This window comes from Sphingomonas sp. PEI4, assembly GCF_056679955.1.
In genome coordinates, this window is the sequence record NZ_CM155258.1 from 2,637,620 (window position 1) to 2,655,969 (window position 18,350).

Genomic DNA, 18,350 nt, shown 5'->3' on the forward strand with positions numbered 1-18,350 from the left:
ACTCGTTCCGTAACCCGTTGGAGACACGGTCGCTACGCGACAAGCGCAACACCTCCGCGTCTCCGCGCCTCCGCGCGAACAAACCTTACTTCTCGCCTTCCAACATCAGCCGAGCCGTAGCCTTGGCACTTCCCACCACTCCAGGAATCCCAGCCCCAGGATGCGTCCCAGCTCCCACGAAGTATAAGTTCGGAATATGCTCGTCCCGGTTGTGCACCCGGAAATACGCGCTCTGCGTCAACACCGGCTCCAGCGAGAAGGCGCTCCCAAGATGCGCGTTCAGATCCTGCGCAAAGTCCTTCGGCGCATACGAGAATTTCGTCACGATCCGCTCATGGATATCCGGGATCAACCGCCGCCCGATCTCGTCGAGGATGCGCTTCTCAAGGATCGGCGCGATCTCGTCCCAGTCGACCGGGAATTTCCCCAAATGCGGCACCGGCGCCAACGCATAAAACGTCGAATACCCCTCTGGCGCCAGCGAAGGATCGGTGACGGTCGGGTGATGCAGGTACAACGAGAAATCTTCCGACAGCACGCCGTGATCGTAGATGTCCTCGAGCAGCCCCTTATAGCGCGGCCCGAACAGGATCATGTGGTGCGGGATGCCGGGCCACGTGCCCTTGATCCCGAAATGCACGACGAACAGCGACGGCGAATATTTCTTCCGCTCGAGCGAACCCGTCTTGCGCTTCGCACTGCGCGACGTCGCCAGCAGGTCGCGGTACGTATGCATGATGTCGCTGTTCGCGGCGACCGCATCCGCCTGCGCCGACCAGCCGCTCGCGCACGTAACCCCGGTCGCGCGGTCACCGAGCGTCTCGATCGACGTCACCGGATCGTCGAGCCGCAACACGCCGCCCAAGCGCTCGAACTGTGTGACGAGCGCCGCCACCAGCCGGTTCGTGCCCCCACGCGCGAACCACACCCCGCCGTCACGCTCCAGCTTGTGGATCAGCGCATAGATCGCGCTCGTCGTCATCGGATTGCCGCCGACCAGCAGCGTGTGGAAGCTCAACGCCTCGCGCAATTTCTCCGACTTCACGAAGCTCGACACGATCGAATAGACCGACCGCCACGCCTGGTATTTCGCCAGCGCGGGCGCCGCCTTGATCATCGATCCGAAGTCGAGGAACGCGACGTGGCCGAGCTTTTCATAGCCTTCCTTGAATACCCCGGCGGAGTAATCGAGGAACTTCAGATAGCCTTCCCAGTCGCCCGGATGCAGCCGCTCGATCTCCGACCGCATCAGCGTATCGTCGTTGGTGTAGTCGAAATTCGTCCCGTCGGGCCAGTTCAGCCGATAAAATGGCAGCACCGGATCGAGCGTCACATCCTCGCTCATGTCGCGCCCGGTCAGCGCCCACAATTCGCGCAGGCAATCGGGATCAGTGATCACGGTTGGGCCCGCATCGAACGTGAATCCGTCACGCTCCCAGAAATACCCGCGCCCGCCCGGCTTGTCGCGGCTCTCGACGATCGTCGTCTGCACGCCCGCGGATTGCAGCCGGATCGCGAGCGCCAACCCGCCAAACCCTGCGCCGATGACTATTGCGGTCTTCATGATGACATACTGCCTGCGATGGCGCGGACGGCGCGCACGATGGGGACGGGGGGCTTGCCGGTCAGGACCCGCGCCTTGTCGGCGAGGGTCGAGCGTCCGGCATAGAAACGGCCTATCAGCGAGGGTGACAGGCGGTAGAAGCGCTCGAGGATACGGTAGCGTTCCTCCGGCTCGGCGGCGCGGAACAACATCGTGTCGAGCATCCGGTAGAAGCCGCGGCTTTTCCACGTCGCGCGTGCCATCGCATGCGTCGCGTCATGTAGATGGGCACCCGCGAAATCGCTGAGGCTCGCCAGCATCGCGGCGGTCCGCACCGCGTCCGGCAGCGAGTAGCCCGTAGTTGGATGAAACATTCCCGCACGCATGCCTGCCTTGGCGACATGCGCGCCGCCCGACCGCCAATACGCCTCGAAATCGCCGCCCATAGCAACCGGCAGCACGCCCGACTCCTCACGCTCGACGCTCGCCACCGACCAGCCACGCCCGGCGACATACTCATCGATCCGCGCGCCCAGCACCGGAATATCGAGATCGGGTGTGTCGCTATAATAGGTGTCCTCGACGAACATCCGGTTCGCACTGAACGGCAGGCAGTAGACGAACCGATACCCGTCGATCTGCGGAATAGTGGCGTCCATCACCATCGGCCGCGGACTTCCGTGCGGCACCGCCAGCGCCAGTTCGCGCCCGAGAAACTTCTGCCACGCGAGATTGAGCAACGACAGATCACCCGCCCCTCGCGCGTCGATCACGCCGGTGGCCTCGATCCGGTCGCCATCCGCCAGCACCACCGCGGTCGCACTCGCCCCCGACACTTTCCGCCCGAGCATCAAAGCATGCGGCGGCAGGACGCGGCGGACTTCGCGGTCCAGCCGCGTGCTCTCGATCGAATAATAGGTCGCATCGATCGTCCGCTCATGTGCCGGAAAGCGTACGTCGTACCCGCGCCACGCATGCACCACGAGCGGCGCGACGATCCAGCGATCGGCCTGCGCTACGTCGCTTCCAAAGAACGACCAGAGATGGTTGCCGCCGATGACGTCAGCGGAGTCGACCAGCCGCACGTCGAGCGCCGGATGCCTGGCCTTGAGCGCCAGCGCGATCATCCCGCCGGCCAAACCCGCGCCAACGATCGCGACGTCGCAGGAGATCGTCGATGCCATCCGCTCGGACTAGCGCAAAGTCACGCAGCCGAAAACAACCTTTCCCGCGTAATCACGGGCGAAAACAACCTGCATTGCAGGCGGCCATTGCAGGCGGGGTGACAGAAGCCCGAAACGCCGACCTCAATAGGTCGCGACGAGGTAATTCTGCGCGATGTTCGGGATGACGATGTTGCTGAGGATGTAGAGGATCAGCAACACGACCAGCGGCGACAGGTCCAGCGCGCCGAAATCGGGGAGAACGCGGCGGATCGGGCGGTACATCGGCTCGGTCATGCGTTGCAGCGCGGTCCACACGGTGCGGACGAAATCGCTGTGCGTGTTGATGACGTTGAACGCGATCAGCCATGACAGGATCGCCTGTACGACGATGATCCACCAGATGACGGTGAGCAGCAACTGGACGATCTGAAGAAGGGCGATCAAGGCGTGGGTCTCCGCTGGTGTATTGCCGATATAAGGGGGCGGGGGGAGAACGAGAAGGCCTGTGCTATTATCCCGTCTTAACTCCGGCCCCCTCCGTCACCCCGCTTTCTTTGTCACCCCAGCGAAAGCTGGGGTATCCCCGTTGGCGAGCGGTGGGCTCGAACCGGGAGATCCCAGCTTTCGCTGGGATGACGGCGTGGTGGTGGGCTGACTGACGGAAGTATTTTTGCGCCAGGACGCGACGAGAGCCCCTTACCGCGAGCGCCCGTTCGCGCTGACCAGCGTGCCCGCGCCCTGCTTGGTGAAGATCTCCAGCAGCATCGCATGCGGCACGCGGCCGTCGATGATCACCGCGGCATCGACGCCCGATTCCACCGCTGCGACGCAGGTGTCGAGCTTGGGGATCATGCCACCGGTGACCGTACCATCGGCGCGCAGTTCGGCGATCCGCGCCGGATCGAGGTCGGTCAGCAATTCGCCCTGCTTGTCGAGCACGCCGACGATATCGGTCAGCAAGAAGAAGCGGGCCGCCCCCATTGCGGCGGCGATCGCGCCTGCCATCGTGTCGGCGTTGATGTTGTAGGTGTGACCGTCGGCGCCGATCCCGATCGGTGCGATTACCGGGATGATGTCGGCGGCGATCAGCGTGTCGAGGATCGTCCGGTCGACGGCGATCGGCTCACCGACGAACCCGAGGTCGACGTGGCGCTCGATGCCCTGGAGCTTGTCCGGCTCGCGGCCGTGGCCGACTTTCCGCGCAAGGACGAGCCCTGCGTCCTTGCCCGAAATCCCGACCGCGCGGCCGCCCGCCTGGCCGATCCAGCCGACGATTTCCTTGTTGATCGAGCCGGCCAGAACCATTTCGGCGATCTGCGCGGTTTCCGCGTCTGTCACGCGCAAGCCGTCGACGAAGCGCGATTCGACGCCGAGGCGCTTGAGCATGGCGCCGATCTGCGGGCCGCCGCCGTGGACGACGACCGGGTTGATGCCGACTGCCTTCAGCAACACCATGTCCTCCGCGAAATCGCGCTGGAGCTCGGGGTCGCCCATCGCGTGGCCGCCGTATTTCACGACGAACGTCTTGCCGGCGTAGCGCTGCAGATACGGCAGCGCCTCGGTGAGCGTTTCCGCCTTGGCGAGCAGGGCGGGATCGGGCGTGTGATCGGTCATGCCGATCCCTTAGCCAGTCGAGGGGGGGAGCGAAAGCCGCGGACGTTGCTCTCGCTTCCTTGTTCTCCCGCGAAGGCGGGAGCCCAGTCTGGGTCCCCGCCTTCGCGGGGAAATAATGCGCGCTTTACATCGGGAAGCTCAGACCCGGTCCAGCCGCCGCCCCAATCGCACGAAGAACGTGATCAGGAACGGCACCAGCACGATCGACAGCACGACCTTGGTCAGCATCTGGCCCTCCATCAACGCCAAAATCGGCCGTTCGCCGAGGAACGAGATGGTGATGAACAGGATGGTATCGATGATCTGCGAAATGATGCTCGCGATCATGCCGCGGAGCCACACCAGCTTGCCCTCGCCGCTGCCGACCTGTCCCGACAGCTTCGAGAAAATCAGCACGTTGAGCGTCTGCGAGATCCCGTACGAGATCAGCCCCGCGATCATCATCCGCGAGCTCTGGCCGACCACGATCGGGAACGCGTCGACCGCGGGCGGGTACATCCCCGGATCGTGCGGCAGGGCCAGCACCAGGTGGATCAGCGCGGCCGACACCAGCAGCGGGATAAACCCGAGGCGCACCAGGAACGTTGCGGTCTTCTGGCCGTGCAGTTCGGCGATCGCGCTGCTCAGCACCACCAGCAGCAGGAAGCCGAAGATCCCTGCCTCCACGGCGAGCGGGCCGAGTGCGACCTGTTTAACCCCCAGCACGCCGGCGATGCACACCATGCCGCCATAGAGGACCGAAAAAACGAAGAGCGAACGCGGGAACGCGGGGGGCAACTTATCCATCGCCAGGGACGCTAGCGAAAACCGCCGCGCCGTCAAATGACTAGCGAGCACGGCGCGCGCGTGTCATGTCGCTGGCTTGCGCAGCCGGGGGGCGGCGCGTGTCAGTTAAAAATGCAGGGCGTCCATGGAAAGACTCTTCATCGGTTTGGCGGGCATCGCCGTCATCCTGGGCATCGCCGTGCTGCTGTCGAGCGACCGCCGCGCGATCCGCCTGCGTATCGTCGGCGCCGCGTTCGCGCTGCAGGCCGGGATCGCCGTGCTCGTGCTGTATTCGAGCTTCGGCAAGGTCGTGCTGGGCAGCATGTCTGGCGGCGTCGCCAACCTGCTCGGCTATTCGCAGAAGGGCACCGAATTCCTGTTCGGCAAGATGGCGACGCCCGAGATCGGCGGACAGAGCTTCGCGATCGCCGCGCTGCCGGTCATCATCTTCTTCGCCAGCCTCGTCTCGATCCTCTATTATCTCGGCATCATGCAGTTGGTGGTGCGCTGGGTCGGCGGCGGGATCGAGAAGGTCATCGGCGTGTCGAAGGTCGAATCGCTGTGCGCCGCGGCGAACATCTTCGTCGGCCAAAGCGAATCGCCGCTCGTCATCCGGCCGTATCTCGCGGGCCTTACACCAGCGCAGTTGTTCACGGTGATGACCAGCGGCATGGCGGGCGTCGCGGGCACGATCCTTGCGGCCTACGCGTCGATGGGCATCCGCATCGATTACCTGCTGGCGGCGAGCTTCATGGCGGCGCCGGGCGGGATCCTGATGGCGAAGATCATCATGCCCGACCGCGTCATGCCGCCGGAGGGCGAACTCGCACTTGGCGATCTGCTGGGTGAATCGTCGGCGGGCGAACCCATGCCACAAGCCACGCACGACGAGGAAAAGCCCGCCAATCTGATCATGGCCGCAGCCCAGGGCGCGCAGACCGGGGTGCGCCTGGCCGTCGCGGTCGGTGCGATGGTGTTGGCGTTCGTGGCACTCGTTGCGCTCGCGAACGGTCTGCTCGGCGGGCTTGGCAACATGATCGGGCTGCCGGGGCTGAGCTTCCAGGGGCTGCTCGGCTATGTGTTCGCGCCGATCATGTTCCTGCTGAACGTGCCGTGGAGCGAGGCCGGAATCGCCGGTGGGTTGTTCGGGCAGAAGATCGTGCTGAACGAATTCGTCGCGTACATCTCGCTCGGCACGCAACAGGGGCTGAGCCTGCGGACGATCGCGGTCATCACCTTCTCGCTGTGCGGTTTCGCGAACTTCTCTTCGATCGCGATCCAGATGGCGGTGACGGGGAGCCTTGCCCCGAACCAGCGGCCGATGATCGCGAAGTTGGGTCTGCGCGCACTGGCCGCGGGGAGTTTGGCGAACCTGATGTCCGCCGCGCTCGCGGGTCTGCTGATCGGCTGACCCTTCCGTCATCCTGACGAAAGTCAGGATCCAGAGCCACGAGGGTGGCGTTTGTTACCCTGGATCCTGACTTTCGTGAGGATGACGGAGGGGTTGAGACGACGGCAATGAGACGACGGGGCCCGCGAACGCAATCGGGCCCGCCACCTTCCGGCAACGGGCCCGACGAACCACCCCGCGGGGCAAGCGAAGCAGCTATCTCCCGTGATGGCCTGATTACGGCAGCATCACCGTGTCGACGACGTGGATCACGCCGTTCGACTGCATGACGTTGGCGATCGTGACGCGGCCCTTGTGGCCCTTGCCGTCCATGATGCCCCAGCCGCTGCCAGCCTTCATGAACATCAGCGGCTCGCCCTGCACGGTGGCGTAGGTCGCGGTGTCGCCGTTCGCCTTCGCCTTGGCGGCGATGGCGACGGCGACGATCGCGGTACGAAACACGTGATTCACGGCATGCTCTCCTGCACTGCGCCGATCGTCCGACGCTTCTGCGGGGAGATACGGCCGGATTGGAGAATGATGCAGCCGTGTTTCAGATCGTTGCGATAAGCCTGTCCCAAGCCGCGATTTCGTCGTCATGCCGCTGCGTGATGATCAGGTCGCTTGCCGTCGCCGTTGCAAGATCGACGTCGATCGAGCCGCTCCATTCGAACGTCGCATTGCCGGATAACGTGACCATCGCCGCCCCGCTCGCCTCGGCGCGGACCAGCCCGCCCTTGTTGAACACGGTCGTCGGCGTGTCGTAGGCGATCCGCCCGGTCAGGCACGCGGCATAGGTCGATGCCGCCATCGCGCTTCCGCAACTGTTGGTCAGCCCAACGCCGCGTTCGAACGTCCGCACGAACAGGTCGCGGCCACGGACCTCGACGAAACTGACGTTCGCGCGGTTGGGCAACCAATCGGGTGCCGCCTCGCACGCCTCACCCACGCGGACGAGCTCCGCCTCGTCGACGGCATCCACGAACGTCACGAGATGGGGATTGGGCATGGCGACGGCGGTGAAGGCGCGGGCCGTCGGCAAGCCGGCGATCGGCCGGTCGACGATGCGATCCGCGCCGGCTTCCATCGGCCACGCGGTGACGTCTAGCGACGCCGGCCCTGCGATTTCGCGCACGGTGAAGACGCCTGTGGCGATGTCTGCATCGTGCATGACGATCGCATCGCTGGTCTTGAGCAACGCCGTTGCGGTCTCGGCACCGCTCGCTGCGAACCCGGCGCGCGCGACGCATCGCAGGCCGTTGAGGCACGTCTCGGACTCGCTGCCATCGGAGTTGAACATCCGCATGCCGAACGCGCGGGTCTCGTCGCCGCCGGTGAGCAGGAGCAGGCCATCGCCCCCAACCGGCCCATCGCGATCCGCGAGCGCGCGCGCGACGGCCGCCCAGGCAGCGTCGTCCAGCGTCGACACACGCGCGTCGATCAAGGGGAAGTCGTTGCCGGAGCCGTGGCATTTGATGAGGTTGAAGCGCATGGCTGCCACTTAGGGATGCGTGGCGGGCAAAGCGAGTGCGGACCGGGGCGAGGTTGCAGGCCGGTTGGGTGGGGGCGCTGGGAGGACTTGCAAGAAAATCGTAGCTCGGATCGTCGACCTCACGATCCTCCCCCTGGCGGGAGAGGATCGTGAGGTCGGGTGATCGGGTTCGGCGCCCTGCGCTACCCAATCCCATAATGCGCCGCGAGGCGATCGAGCGCGAGCGTCAGGACCAGCCGCCCGGCCCGCGCCGGCCAGTGCAGCGCCTTCTCCGCAGCGGGCAGCCCTTCCCCCGCACAGACCACGCGCCACAGGATATCCGCAAGCCCCGGCCCCGCCGCGGCGATCGCGGTGTCGAACTGTCGCTTCGCCGCGATCTGCGCCGAGGTCGGATCGAGCCCGTCATGCCCGCCTCCATCGACCCGCTCCGCCCAGCGCATCGTCACGCTCGGCGCGATCGAAGCCCGCTCGTAATCGGCGCGCAACTGTTCTCCCGCCGCGAATTGCCGCGCATCGACCAGTCCGCGCGACCGCAGCCACCCGAGCGGTGATTCTGCCAGATTGACCGTCACCATCCGCCCCCGCCGCGCCCCCGATGGCTGGGGAACGCCCTCCGAATCGATCGATCGTTCCACCAGCTCGCGCATCCGTCGTCTCCCTCTGCCGCTCCACGTCATCTCCGGCGGTTGCCATATCGACACGGTTGTAGGACAGAGGAATAACCCATCTGGTTTGGAGTATTTCGATGATCCCCTCGATGATTCTGGTGCAATGATCACTGCCATTCGCGAAGTCCGCCGCGCCAAGGGCCTGACGCTGGAGGATGTCGCGCGGCGCTGTGCCCCGCCGACGACCGCGCAGACGATCGGCCGGCTCGAGACGGGCACGCGCACCGTGTCGATTGGCTGGCTCAACCGGATCGCGGCCGCGCTGGGCATCGAGGCGAGCGATCTCGTGACGTTGCCCGACCGGGCCGACCTGCCCGTCGCTGCGATCCTCGATGGCCGCGGCGTCCATGCCCCGCGCCGGACCACGACCGTGCTCCCGCCCCAGGTCGCGCCTGGGCAGGTCGCGATCACCGTCGCGAACGGCACAGGCGATTACCGCGCCGGGGACGTGATCTGGGCGGCGATGCTGAGCCCCGGCGATTTCGCAAGTGCGCTCAACCGCGACGTACTCGTGCCGCAACCGGCAGGGCGGTTCGCGTTCGGACGGCTGACTGGATGCGACAGCGACATTACTGTCCTGCCGCCGGGCGCGGGCACGCAGTTGCAGAACATCGCAAACCCCGCCTGGATCGCAGTCGCCGTGCGGCTTGTCCGCGAACTATAGGAATGGTGGGCGATGACGGGCTCGAACCGCCGACATTCTCGGTGTAAACGAGACGCTCTACCAACTGAGCTAATCGCCCCTCTCGGGTGGACGTCCGATGCCAAAGCCCGGCGGCCGGGGCAAGCTAAAAGGGCTTGGCGATCACGGAATCCGCAAGTCCGCACCTCTGGTGGCCAGGATAAACCCGCGCATCGCCTCGCTCGCGCGATCGGAAAGCACCATGAAGGCGCGCCGTCGGTCGTGCATGTCGGGGCGGCGTTCGAACAACCCGGTGTCGGTCATCCGCGCGATCCAGCGCAGCGCCGTCGTCGGTGCGACCGCAGCGGCGATGCAAAGGCTCGAAACCGATACGCGTCCCCGCTCCAACTGAGCGGCATACAGATCGAGCAGCATGTCCCAGCCAGGATCCTCGAACAACGTCGCGCCAAAGAACTGGTCGCGCAACCGCCGCGCGCGGATCGCCCGACGAACATCCGCCGCGCTCGGCTCTGACAAGGACGGCGGCGCGCCGTAGCTATTGGTCCTGTCGCCGACGATCGGTGCTGCTGGGGTGCCATCCTCGATCTCCGTGCGTGTCAGCCGAGCGAGTGCCTCGGCGATCCGCGCAACCTCCGTGTTCAGCCGCTCCAGTCGCGTGCCGTCGGTCTCGCGACTGACGTCGAATACGCCGGTTGGGCTGCGTGCAGTCTCGGCCGCGACCACGATCGCAGCGACGCAATCGGCAACGGTCGGGTCCACCAGCAATCGCGTACCGCCACCGAGCGTCGCCGCCGTAACCGCATCGATCTGGTCGAACGTCAGGGCAACCACCAGTCCTGCTTGCAAGGCAACCGCCTGATCGACGATCGCGGGCAGCCGTTCTTCGAGCAGCGCGGGATCGACCCCGACAGCCTCGATAACGATGACCTGGGGCGTGGCATGATCACCGAACGGGGTCTGCCAATCGAGCCGGCCCACGATCCGCCCATGTAACGCGCCGAGCGCAACGGTAAGCCGATCCGGTGCACCCGCAGCGGCGACCAGGACCGCGTCGATCCCGGTATTGTAATCTGCCGTATCGGGTTCGTTGTCCGGTCGGGTCATCAAGGCCTCCGCTATGCTAGCGAGAATAACCAGCGTCAGACCAAGAGTTATACCCGAACTGGATCGAGTTCCGTTGGAGTTGGGAACTTTACCGGCAAAGCTCAGTCGAGCGCCTTGACGATATCCTCGACCATCTTCTTCGCATCGGCCAGCAGCATCATCGTATTGTCGCGGTAGAACAGCTCGTTATCGACACCGGCATAGCCGACGCCGCCCATCGATCGCTTGATGAACAGCACGGTCTTGGCCTTTTCGACGTCGAGCACGGGCATGCCGTAGATCGGCGACGACTTGTCGGTCTTGGCGGCAGGGTTGGTCACGTCGTTCGCCCCGATCACGAACGCGACGTCGGTCTGTGCGAACTCGCTGTTGATATCCTCCAGCTCGAATACGTCGTCATAGGGCACGTTCGCCTCGGCCAGCAGCACGTTCATGTGCCCCGGCATCCGCCCTGCGACGGGGTGGATCGCATATTTCACGCGCACCCCCTCGGCCTTCAGCTTGTCGCCCATCTCGCGGAGCACGTGCTGCGCCTGCGCGACCGCCATGCCGTAGCCGGGGACGATGATGACCTGCTCGGCCTGGCTCATCAGGAACGCGGCGTCCTCCGCCGAGCCGCGCTTCCACGGGCGATCGCTCGCAATCGCGCCGCCGCTGGTCTCCGCGACCGCGCCGAAGCCGCCCGCGATCACGCTGATGAAGCTGCGGTTCATAGCACGGCACATGATGTAGCTGAGGATCGCGCCCGAGCTGCCGACCAGCGCGCCGGTGATGATCATCGCGCTGTTGTGCAGCGTGAAGCCCATCGCCGCCGCCGCCCAGCCCGAATAGGAATTGAGCATGCTGACGACCACCGGCATGTCCGCGCCGCCGATCGGGACGATCAGCAGGAAGCCGATGACGAAGCTCAAGCCCGTGATCGTCCAGAAGATCCACGCCGACTGATCGGTGACGAAATACGCGATCAGGCCGAGGATGGCAGCGAGCAGCGCGAGATTGATGACGTGGCGGCCCGGCAGCATGATCGGCTTGCCGCCCATGTTGCCGTTGAGCTTTAGGAAGGCGATGACCGAGCCCGAGAAGGTGATCGCACCGATCGCGACGCCGAGCCCGAGTTCGATCCGGCTGACCGGGTGGATGACCGCGAACGGCTGGCCGATCAGCGGGATCACGAGGTCGGATATCCCGAACGCCTGCGGGTTGAGGTATGCGGCGACGCCGACCAGTACTGCGGCGAGCCCGACGAGGCTGTGGAATGCGGCGACGAGCTGCGGCATCGCGGTCATCGCGATCTTCTTCGCGGTGACTAGGCCGATGATGGCGCCAATCACTATGGCCGTGAGAATTTCGGCAATCGTTAGCGCATCGTAAGTCCACGTTTCCCCGTAAAGGTCGGCGCGATCGATCATCCCTCCCGCGACCGGCACATGCGTCACCAGCGTCGTCACGACCGCGATCGTCATGCCGATGATTCCGAAGCGGTTGCCGCGCTGGCTCGATGCCGGGCTCGACAGTCCGCGCAACGCGAGGATGAAACACACCCCCGCGACCAGATAGGCGAGCGATGCCCAGGGGCTGACCGTCAGTTCATGCATCGCGTTCGTCCCCACTTACCCACTTCGTCATGCCAGCGAAGGCTGGCATCTCCCGGTTGCTCGCGCAAAGCTGGAGTCGCACGAGATCCCAGCTTTCGCTGGGATGACGGTCGCTACTTGGCGACCGGCCGTTCCTTCTTCTTGTACATCGCCAGCATCCGCGCAGTGACTGCGAAACCGCCGAAGATATTGATGCTCGCCAGCACGACCGCGAGCAACCCGAGCGCTTTGGCGACGTCCGATCCTGCACCAATTCCTGCTGCAGCGGCGGCGATCAGCGCACCGACGATGATGACCGAGGAGATCGCATTGGTAACCGCCATCAACGGCGTGTGCAGCGCGGGCGTCACCGCCCAGACCACGAAATACCCGACGAAACACGCCAGCACGAAGATCGACAGGATCGCGATAAAGTCCATTGTTAATCCTCCCTGGTACGGGGAGAGGGACCGGCCGCAGGCTGGTGGAGGGGGCTGGCCGCGGACGATACGATCATCGTCACCACGGCCTGGATATCCCTCAGCACCTCACCTGCCGCCACTCGCAGCACCCGGTAGCCATTCTGTTCGAAAAATCGGTCGCGACCGATGTCGCGTTCGGGGCGGTCGCCACGTCCGTGGAACTCGCCATCTACCTCTACCGCGAGCTTGGCGGCGGCGCAGTAGAAGTCGCAAATATACGGGCCGATCGGATGCTGATGACGGAACTTGAAGCCGGTCTTTTGTCCCCGGAGCTGCTCCCATAGCAGCACTTCCGGAAGGCTCATTTCGCGCCGCAATCTGCGCGCCAGTGATACTTCGGAGCGTAGCATGCGCGGCACGCCCCCTCCACCGGCTGCGCCGGTCCCCCTCCCCGTACCGGGGAGGATTATCATGCCAGCAGCCTTGGGTTCACGATCTTGCCGCCTTGCGTCAGGCGGATCGCGTCGCCGATCTCGGCGTCGAGTACGGGTCGCCCAGCCTCCTTGTCCCAGAAGGCATTCAGGAAGTTGAACAGGTTGCGGGAAAACAGCGCGCTGGCGTCTGCCGCGAGGCGCGAGGGCACGTTGCGGTGGCCGACGATCTTCACGCCGTTCACCACGACCACTTCGCCCGCGACCGAACCCTCAACGTTGCCGCCCTGCTCGACCGCGAGATCGACGATCACCGAGCCCGGTTTCATGCTCGCCACCTGTGCCGCCGAGATCAGCCGCGGTGCGGCACGTCCGGGGATCAGCGCGGTGGTGATGACGATATCCTGCTTGGCGATATGTCCTGATACGAGCTCGGCTTGCGCCGCCTGGTATTCGGGCGACATCTCACCGGCGTACCCGCCCGTTCCCTCGCCCTCGATTCCGGCGACATTCTCGACGAAGATCGGTTTTGCACCCAGCGACTGGATCTGTTCGCGAGTTGCTGCTCGCACGTCGGTGGCCGAAACCTGAGCCCCAAGACGCCGCGCGGTCGCGATCGCCTGAAGCCCCGCCACGCCGACGCCCATCACGAACGCCTTGGCCGCACTAATCGTGCCCGCTGCGGTCATCATCATCGGAAACGCGCGGTCATATTCGGCGGCGGCATCCAGCACCGCCTTGTAGCCCGACAGGTTCGATTGCGACGACAGGATGTCCATCGATTGCGCGCGCGTAATCCGCGGCATGAACTCCATCGCCAGAGCCTCGTAGCCGGCGGCGGCATACATCTCGATCCGCGCACGCTCGGCGAAGGGATTAAGGCTCGCGACGATCCACGCCCCTGGCGAGACCCCGCCCAGTCCCGCGCCCAGTCCGGCGGGATCAGGCCCCTGCACGCCCAGCACGATATCCGCGCCGGCCAAAGTTGCGGCGCGATCGCCCACCGCGGCACCGGCGTCCGAATACGCTGTGTTCGCAATCGATGCGGTATCGCCCGCTCCCGCCTCCACCGCCAGCGTCGCACCCAGCGCGATGAATTTCCGCACGGTTTCCGGCGTCGCGGAAACCCGCCGCTCGCCGTCCGCTTGCTCTTTCAGGACGGCGATCTTCATGCTCTTACGAGATCAGCCAGATGACGAGAGCGACGACCAGCGCGCACCCGACTGCACCCCATTTCATCATCCCCGTCACGCTCGAATAGGTCGCGACGTGCGCCTTCATGTCCCCGTTGCCGGCCATGGTTCGTCCCCAATCCTCTGAGTGTTATGCTCTATGCAGCCGACCTTATCGCGCACATACAAAATGTCCAAGCCCGGTACTTAAGTCGCCCTTTACCCGGCGTGGCTATTGCACGTGCCGGAACGGGACAGGATTCGCCATGACGCGCAACGGGCAGCGCCTTCTACTGCTGATCGACGAAGAGCCTGCGCAGCGACGGCTGGTGGCGGCACTCGCCGCGCGTGGCGGGTGGCGCGCGATCTTCGCGACCGACGGCGAAATGGCGATCGCGACGCTCGGCACGCAGGACGGCATGCAGCTCGATGCGATCATTCTCGATCACTGGGCGCCCGATGCGGACGCGACCGATCTGATCGCGGCCTTGCGCGAACGTCGCCCTGCGCTGCCGATCCTGTTGGTCACGGCCAACGGATCGGTCGCGCACGCGGTTGCAGCGATGCGTGCAGGGGCTACTGATTTCCTGGTCAAGCCGCTCGCCCCCGAACGGTTTCTCGCTGCACTCGACACGGCCGTCGGCGGCACGTCGGCAGGCGAACTCCGCCCCCTCACCGAGAAGATCCCGGCATTGCTCGGGTTCGACGAGATCGTCGGATCGTCGCCCGACTTCCGCGCTGCGCTGGCGATCGCCGCCAAGGCCGCCCGCGCCCGCGTCGCGGTTTTGCTCGAAGGCGAGATCGGCGTCGGCAAGGACGTCATCGCCGAGGCGATCCACGCGGCCTCGCCTCGCGCGAAGAAACAGATGACCAGCGTCAATTGCGGCGCGATCCCCGCAAACCTCGTCGAATCGGAATTGTTCGGTCACGAAAAAGGCGCCTTCACCGGTGCGTTCGAGCGCAAGATCGGCCGCTTCCAAGATGCCGATGGCGGCACGCTGTTCCTCGACGAGGTCAGCGAGATGCCCTTGGAGGCGCAGGCCAAGTTGCTACGCGTACTCCAGACCGGCGAAGTCCACGCGATCGGTGCACGCCACCCCCGCGAGGTCGACGTCCGCGTGATCGCCGCGAGCAACGCGCGGTTGCTCGACGAGGTCGAGGCCGGCCGGTTCCGCGAAGACCTGTATTACCGTCTCAACGCTGTCCAGGTTACCATACCGCCGCTACGCGAACGCACCGGCGACATCCCAGCGCTCGCCCGCCACCTGCTGGCGCGCATCGCCGAACAACCGGGGTTGCGGCCGTTAGGGATCACCGACGCCGCACTGGCGCTGCTGGTGCAATATGACTGGCCCGGCAACGTCCGCCAGCTCCAGAACGCGCTCTTCCGCGCGGCCGTACTCTGCGAGGATGCCGCGCTGACAGAGGAGGATTTCCCGCAGATCGCAGCTCTGGGCAACCGCCAGCGCACACCCGCTGCAGCGGCGATCGGCGGAGGCGGTGTCACGCTGTTCCGCCCCGACGGCAATCTCCGCGCGCTGGAAGAGATCGAGGCCGACGTCATCCGCCTCGCCATCGGCCATTACCGCGGCCGCATGACCGAAGTCGCACGTCGCCTCGGCATCGGCCGCTCGACGCTGTACCGGAAGCTCGGCGAACTCGGAATCGACAACGCCGCTTGATGTGATGTCTGGTTAGGAGAGGAAAGCGGATAGGCCGCTATGGACGCTGACGGCCCCGCATCAAACCAACTCCGAACGCCACTAATCCGCACAATACCGCGACATACAGGCTCCCGTAGAATATCCCCATGGCGAGCTGTCCATCATGGGAATGGGGGTCGGTATGCGTATACCACAAGATCAAGACCGCCCGGGCGGGGTAAAATCCCGCAGGGAGAGCGATGATCCCCAGCAAAGAGGCGAGGGTAAATCGTTTCCATCCCATGTAGCGAGACTGCGCGTATTGATGAACGTCCGCAATAGGTAGGTAGGTGGCAACCCTCGAACGTCGGTAATTGGGCGGTTGCCGGCAGGTTCGGGCGCACAATCCTGTCTTACAAGCGCATCGGCAAATGCTCACTCCCGGCGTCGCTCTTTGATATCGCCTGATGCTGTCAGCCATCCACATCGTGGACGAAGACGCTTCTTGACCTGACCCGGCAAACCCTATGGACCGCCGCCATGCGGCGGTCATCGCCCGCGAACCTTATCCCTCCAGACGCTGTCCTACCACAACACGCCGTGGATCGGCTGCAATGGCTCCGGTGCCTCGTCGCCGATTGCCTGGAGCAGGTCGATCTCGATCGTCCGGCACATCGCGTTCAGCGGCACGTCGTGGATGGTGTCCGCAAACGGATCGACCAGATCATCGCCGATCTGCAGCACGGCCAGGAACATCAGTCCGGCAATAGTCGAGCCGACCGGCGTCGCATAGCCCAGCGTCTCGACCAGGCCGATCGGTAGCAGCACGCAGAACAGTCGCGTGAACAGGCTTGGGAAGAACCGGTACTGATTGGGCAGCGGCGTGTTCTTGATCCGCTCCATGCCGCCCTGCGCGTTGGCGATGTCGACCAGGATCGCCTCGAACTGCGTCTGCTGGATGGTGTCGATCCAGCCGTTACGCCGGGCGATGTCGATCCGGCGGCCCGTGCCGTCGAGCAGGCCGTTGGCGATGTTGGTGCGCTCGAGCGCGAACGACGCCTCTTCCTTCGACAGGAAGCGCAGCACCTCGGGGGGCGCCGGCTGCTTGCGCAACTGGCAGCGCAGCGCGTTTACATAGGCAATCTGGCGGAGGACGATGGTCCGCTTCATGTCGTGACCCTCGGGCTCGGGCAGCATGTTGCGCGCCATACGCGCGAGGCTGCGCGAGGCGTTGATCATCAGCCCCCAGAGGCCGCGGCTTTCCCACCAGCGCTGATACGCCGAATTGTCGCGGAAGCCGAGGAACAGCGCGAGCGCGGTGCCGAAGAGGGTCAGGGGCAACGCTGGCGCATGAAACGGAAGGACGTAATAGGTGATCGTGACGATCACATCCCAGACGAAAAGGCCGAGCAGCGGGCGCCAGACCTCGCTCAGGATCTGGCTGAAGCGCGGTGTTGCAGTGACGATCAAACGAAAGCTCCCTTGTTTACAGGGCTTTTAATGCGCGAAGAGGCATTTCGCTGCAATGCAGCGACGATCAGCCGCCGACGAGCGACTGATCGCGGAGGCCGCGCCAGATCTTCAACGCCTGCACCGTCTCGGCGACGTCGTGGACGCGGAGGATCTGGACGCCAGCGTTCGCGCCCTGGAGCGCCAACGCAAGCGACCCCGCGAGGCGTTGGTAGACCGGTGCCTCGTTCGAAAGCGCGCCGATCAGACGCTTGCGGCTCGCGCCGAGCATGATCGGGCAACCGAGGCCGTGGAAGATCGCGAGGCCGTTGAGCAGCGCCAGATTCTCCGCGAGCGTCTTGCCGAAGCCGATGCCGGGATCGACCATGATCCGCGACCGATCGACGCCGCCGGCGACGACTGCGGCGAGGCGGGTTTCGAGCCAGTCGAACACGTCGGTCAGGACGTTTGTGTAGCCGCCGTCGCCGTGTCCGCCCTTCTTGGGGTCGGGCGAGTGCATCAGTACGACCGGGCACCCGCTTTTCGCGACGACATCGAGCGCACGGTCGTCCCAGAGGAGCGCGGCGACGTCGTTGACGATGTGAGCGCCGGCGGCGAGCGTCGCTTCCATCACGGTCGCCTTGCGCGTGTCTACCGAGACGATCGCGCCGGCATGCGCGAGGCGTTCGACGACGGGGACTAGGCGCGCAATTTCGTCGCCTTCCCAGACCGCGGGGGCGCCGGGGCGGGTGGATTCGCCGCCAACGTCGATCAGTGTCGCGCCGGCGGCGGCCATGTCGATCCCGGCGGCAGCGGCTGCGGCGGGGTCGTCGACATGCTTGCCGCCGTCCGAGAAGCTGTCGGGGGTCACGTTGAGGATGCCGGCGACGACCGGCTGGTCGAACCGGAGCGTGCGTTCGCCGAGTTGGAGCGATGCGCGGGGACTGGTGATGGCGGTGTGGAGGTGCGAGGCGTGCTCGCCTAGCGTCGCGACGTCGGCGACGGGGATCATGCGGCGGGTGTGGCCTTCGATCACCTCGTAGGCGGCGAACCACTGCATGCCGCCGGCGAGACGCGCGACGGTGCCGTCTTCGTAGCCGATCGGGGTGTCGACGAACTGGACGGGGCGGAGGTGGAGGCTGGTCATCGGCGTGATCTACTCCAGTCCGTCCACTCCGCGAAAGACGTTGCGCTCGCTAACCGTCACGTCTGCCCCCACCCGTCATCCCCGCAAAAGCTGGGATTCCTGCCGCATCCGTCGCGCGTCGTTGCGG

19 protein-coding genes and 1 tRNA gene are annotated in these 18,350 nt (G+C 65.2%); 3 read left to right on the forward strand and 17 right to left on the reverse strand.

All coding sequences use genetic code 11. The annotated features are described in order from the left end of the window. Nucleotides 1-85: 85 nt before the first annotated feature. The 5 genes from AC1MLZ_RS12210 to AC1MLZ_RS12230 all read right to left on the reverse strand — a co-directional run bounded on the left by AC1MLZ_RS12210 (nt 86) and on the right by AC1MLZ_RS12230 (nt 5,109). Entirely contained in the window at nt 86-1,564 is a 1,479-nt protein-coding gene (locus tag AC1MLZ_RS12210) for a phytoene desaturase (protein ID WP_480958701.1), read from the reverse strand. Continuing rightward, the gene (crtY, locus tag AC1MLZ_RS12215) at nt 1,561-2,727 is read right to left on the reverse strand and encodes a lycopene beta-cyclase CrtY (protein ID WP_480958702.1); all 1,167 of its coding nucleotides are present in this window, start codon (nt 2,725-2,727) and stop codon (nt 1,561-1,563) included. Before crtY ends, AC1MLZ_RS12210 begins: the two co-directional genes overlap by 4 nt. Before the next feature lie 123 nt (nt 2,728-2,850). Beyond that, nucleotides 2,851-3,153, reverse strand: coding sequence for a YggT family protein (locus AC1MLZ_RS12220; protein ID WP_056066456.1), 303 nt, complete (start codon nt 3,151-3,153; stop codon nt 2,851-2,853). A 252-nt stretch (nt 3,154-3,405) separates the two neighbouring features. Next, nucleotides 3,406-4,323, reverse strand: coding sequence for an acetylglutamate kinase (gene argB, locus AC1MLZ_RS12225; protein WP_480958703.1), 918 nt, complete (start codon nt 4,321-4,323; stop codon nt 3,406-3,408). 138 nt (nt 4,324-4,461) lie between these two features. Beyond that, nucleotides 4,462-5,109, reverse strand: coding sequence for a queuosine precursor transporter (locus AC1MLZ_RS12230; RefSeq protein ID WP_480958704.1), 648 nt, complete (start codon nt 5,107-5,109; stop codon nt 4,462-4,464). Between the two features lie 124 nt (nt 5,110-5,233). Between AC1MLZ_RS12230 and AC1MLZ_RS12235 the strand changes: the two genes are divergently transcribed. Then, nucleotides 5,234-6,499 (forward strand): NupC/NupG family nucleoside CNT transporter, encoded by a 1,266-nt coding sequence (locus AC1MLZ_RS12235; RefSeq protein ID WP_480958705.1) that lies wholly within the window; start codon nt 5,234-5,236, stop codon nt 6,497-6,499. Nucleotides 6,500-6,715: 216 nt separating this feature from the next. Here the strand turns inward: AC1MLZ_RS12235 and AC1MLZ_RS12240 are convergent, their stop codons facing one another. The 3 genes from AC1MLZ_RS12240 to AC1MLZ_RS12250 all read right to left on the reverse strand — a co-directional run bounded on the left by AC1MLZ_RS12240 (nt 6,716) and on the right by AC1MLZ_RS12250 (nt 8,617). Beyond that, entirely contained in the window at nt 6,716-6,949 is a 234-nt protein-coding gene (locus AC1MLZ_RS12240; protein WP_480958706.1) for a fasciclin domain-containing protein, read from the reverse strand. An 82-nt stretch (nt 6,950-7,031) separates the two neighbouring features. Further along, nucleotides 7,032-7,970, reverse strand: coding sequence for a diaminopimelate epimerase (gene dapF, locus AC1MLZ_RS12245; protein ID WP_480958707.1), 939 nt, complete (start codon nt 7,968-7,970; stop codon nt 7,032-7,034). A 182-nt stretch (nt 7,971-8,152) separates the two neighbouring features. Beyond that, complete coding sequence (locus AC1MLZ_RS12250) at nt 8,153-8,617, reverse strand: DUF6456 domain-containing protein (protein ID WP_480958708.1); 465 nt, start codon at nt 8,615-8,617, stop codon at nt 8,153-8,155. A gap of 124 nt (nt 8,618-8,741) precedes the next feature. On the opposite strand from AC1MLZ_RS12250, the gene AC1MLZ_RS12255 reads away from it, so the two are divergent. Continuing rightward, complete coding sequence (locus tag AC1MLZ_RS12255) at nt 8,742-9,302, forward strand: helix-turn-helix domain-containing protein (protein ID WP_480958709.1); 561 nt, start codon at nt 8,742-8,744, stop codon at nt 9,300-9,302. A 3-nt stretch (nt 9,303-9,305) separates the two neighbouring features. Here AC1MLZ_RS12255 and AC1MLZ_RS12260 read toward each other — a convergent pair. The 7 genes from AC1MLZ_RS12260 to AC1MLZ_RS12290 form a co-directional block, all read right to left on the reverse strand. Then, a tRNA-Val gene (locus AC1MLZ_RS12260) sits at nt 9,306-9,381 on the reverse strand. Nucleotides 9,382-9,443: 62 nt separating this feature from the next. Next, nucleotides 9,444-10,385: a hypothetical protein gene (locus AC1MLZ_RS12265; protein ID WP_480958710.1), complete on the reverse strand. Its 942-nt coding sequence runs from the start codon at nt 10,383-10,385 to the stop codon at nt 9,444-9,446. Nucleotides 10,386-10,486: 101 nt separating this feature from the next. Then, on the reverse strand, nt 10,487-11,980 hold the full coding sequence (locus AC1MLZ_RS12270) for an NAD(P)(+) transhydrogenase (Re/Si-specific) subunit beta (protein WP_480958711.1): 1,494 nt from the start codon (nt 11,978-11,980) through the stop codon (nt 10,487-10,489). A gap of 113 nt (nt 11,981-12,093) precedes the next feature. Continuing rightward, nucleotides 12,094-12,399, reverse strand: coding sequence for an NAD(P) transhydrogenase subunit alpha part 2 (locus AC1MLZ_RS12275; protein WP_480958712.1), 306 nt, complete (start codon nt 12,397-12,399; stop codon nt 12,094-12,096). A 2-nt stretch (nt 12,400-12,401) separates the two neighbouring features. Continuing rightward, nucleotides 12,402-12,746, reverse strand: a complete 345-nt coding sequence (locus AC1MLZ_RS12280; protein ID WP_480958713.1) for an endonuclease domain-containing protein — start codon at nt 12,744-12,746, stop codon at nt 12,402-12,404. 104 nt (nt 12,747-12,850) lie between these two features. Then, complete coding sequence (locus AC1MLZ_RS12285; protein ID WP_480958714.1) at nt 12,851-13,984, reverse strand: NAD(P) transhydrogenase subunit alpha; 1,134 nt, start codon at nt 13,982-13,984, stop codon at nt 12,851-12,853. Between the two features lie 4 nt (nt 13,985-13,988). After that, nucleotides 13,989-14,111: an aa3-type cytochrome c oxidase subunit IV gene (locus AC1MLZ_RS12290; protein ID WP_082441508.1), complete on the reverse strand. Its 123-nt coding sequence runs from the start codon at nt 14,109-14,111 to the stop codon at nt 13,989-13,991. 139 nt (nt 14,112-14,250) lie between these two features. On the opposite strand from AC1MLZ_RS12290, the gene AC1MLZ_RS12295 reads away from it, so the two are divergent. Next, nucleotides 14,251-15,666: a sigma-54-dependent transcriptional regulator gene (locus AC1MLZ_RS12295; RefSeq protein ID WP_480958715.1), complete on the forward strand. Its 1,416-nt coding sequence runs from the start codon at nt 14,251-14,253 to the stop codon at nt 15,664-15,666. A gap of 546 nt (nt 15,667-16,212) precedes the next feature. Here AC1MLZ_RS12295 and AC1MLZ_RS12300 read toward each other — a convergent pair. Together AC1MLZ_RS12300 and folP are read right to left on the reverse strand one after the other, a co-directional pair. After that, nucleotides 16,213-17,097 (reverse strand): bestrophin family protein, encoded by an 885-nt coding sequence (locus AC1MLZ_RS12300; protein WP_480958716.1) that lies wholly within the window; start codon nt 17,095-17,097, stop codon nt 16,213-16,215. A 67-nt stretch (nt 17,098-17,164) separates the two neighbouring features. Then, a complete protein-coding gene (gene folP / locus AC1MLZ_RS12305) occupies nt 17,165-18,223 on the reverse strand; it encodes a dihydropteroate synthase (protein WP_480958717.1) in 1,059 nt (352 codons plus the stop codon). Between the last annotated feature and the right edge of the window lie 127 nt (nt 18,224-18,350).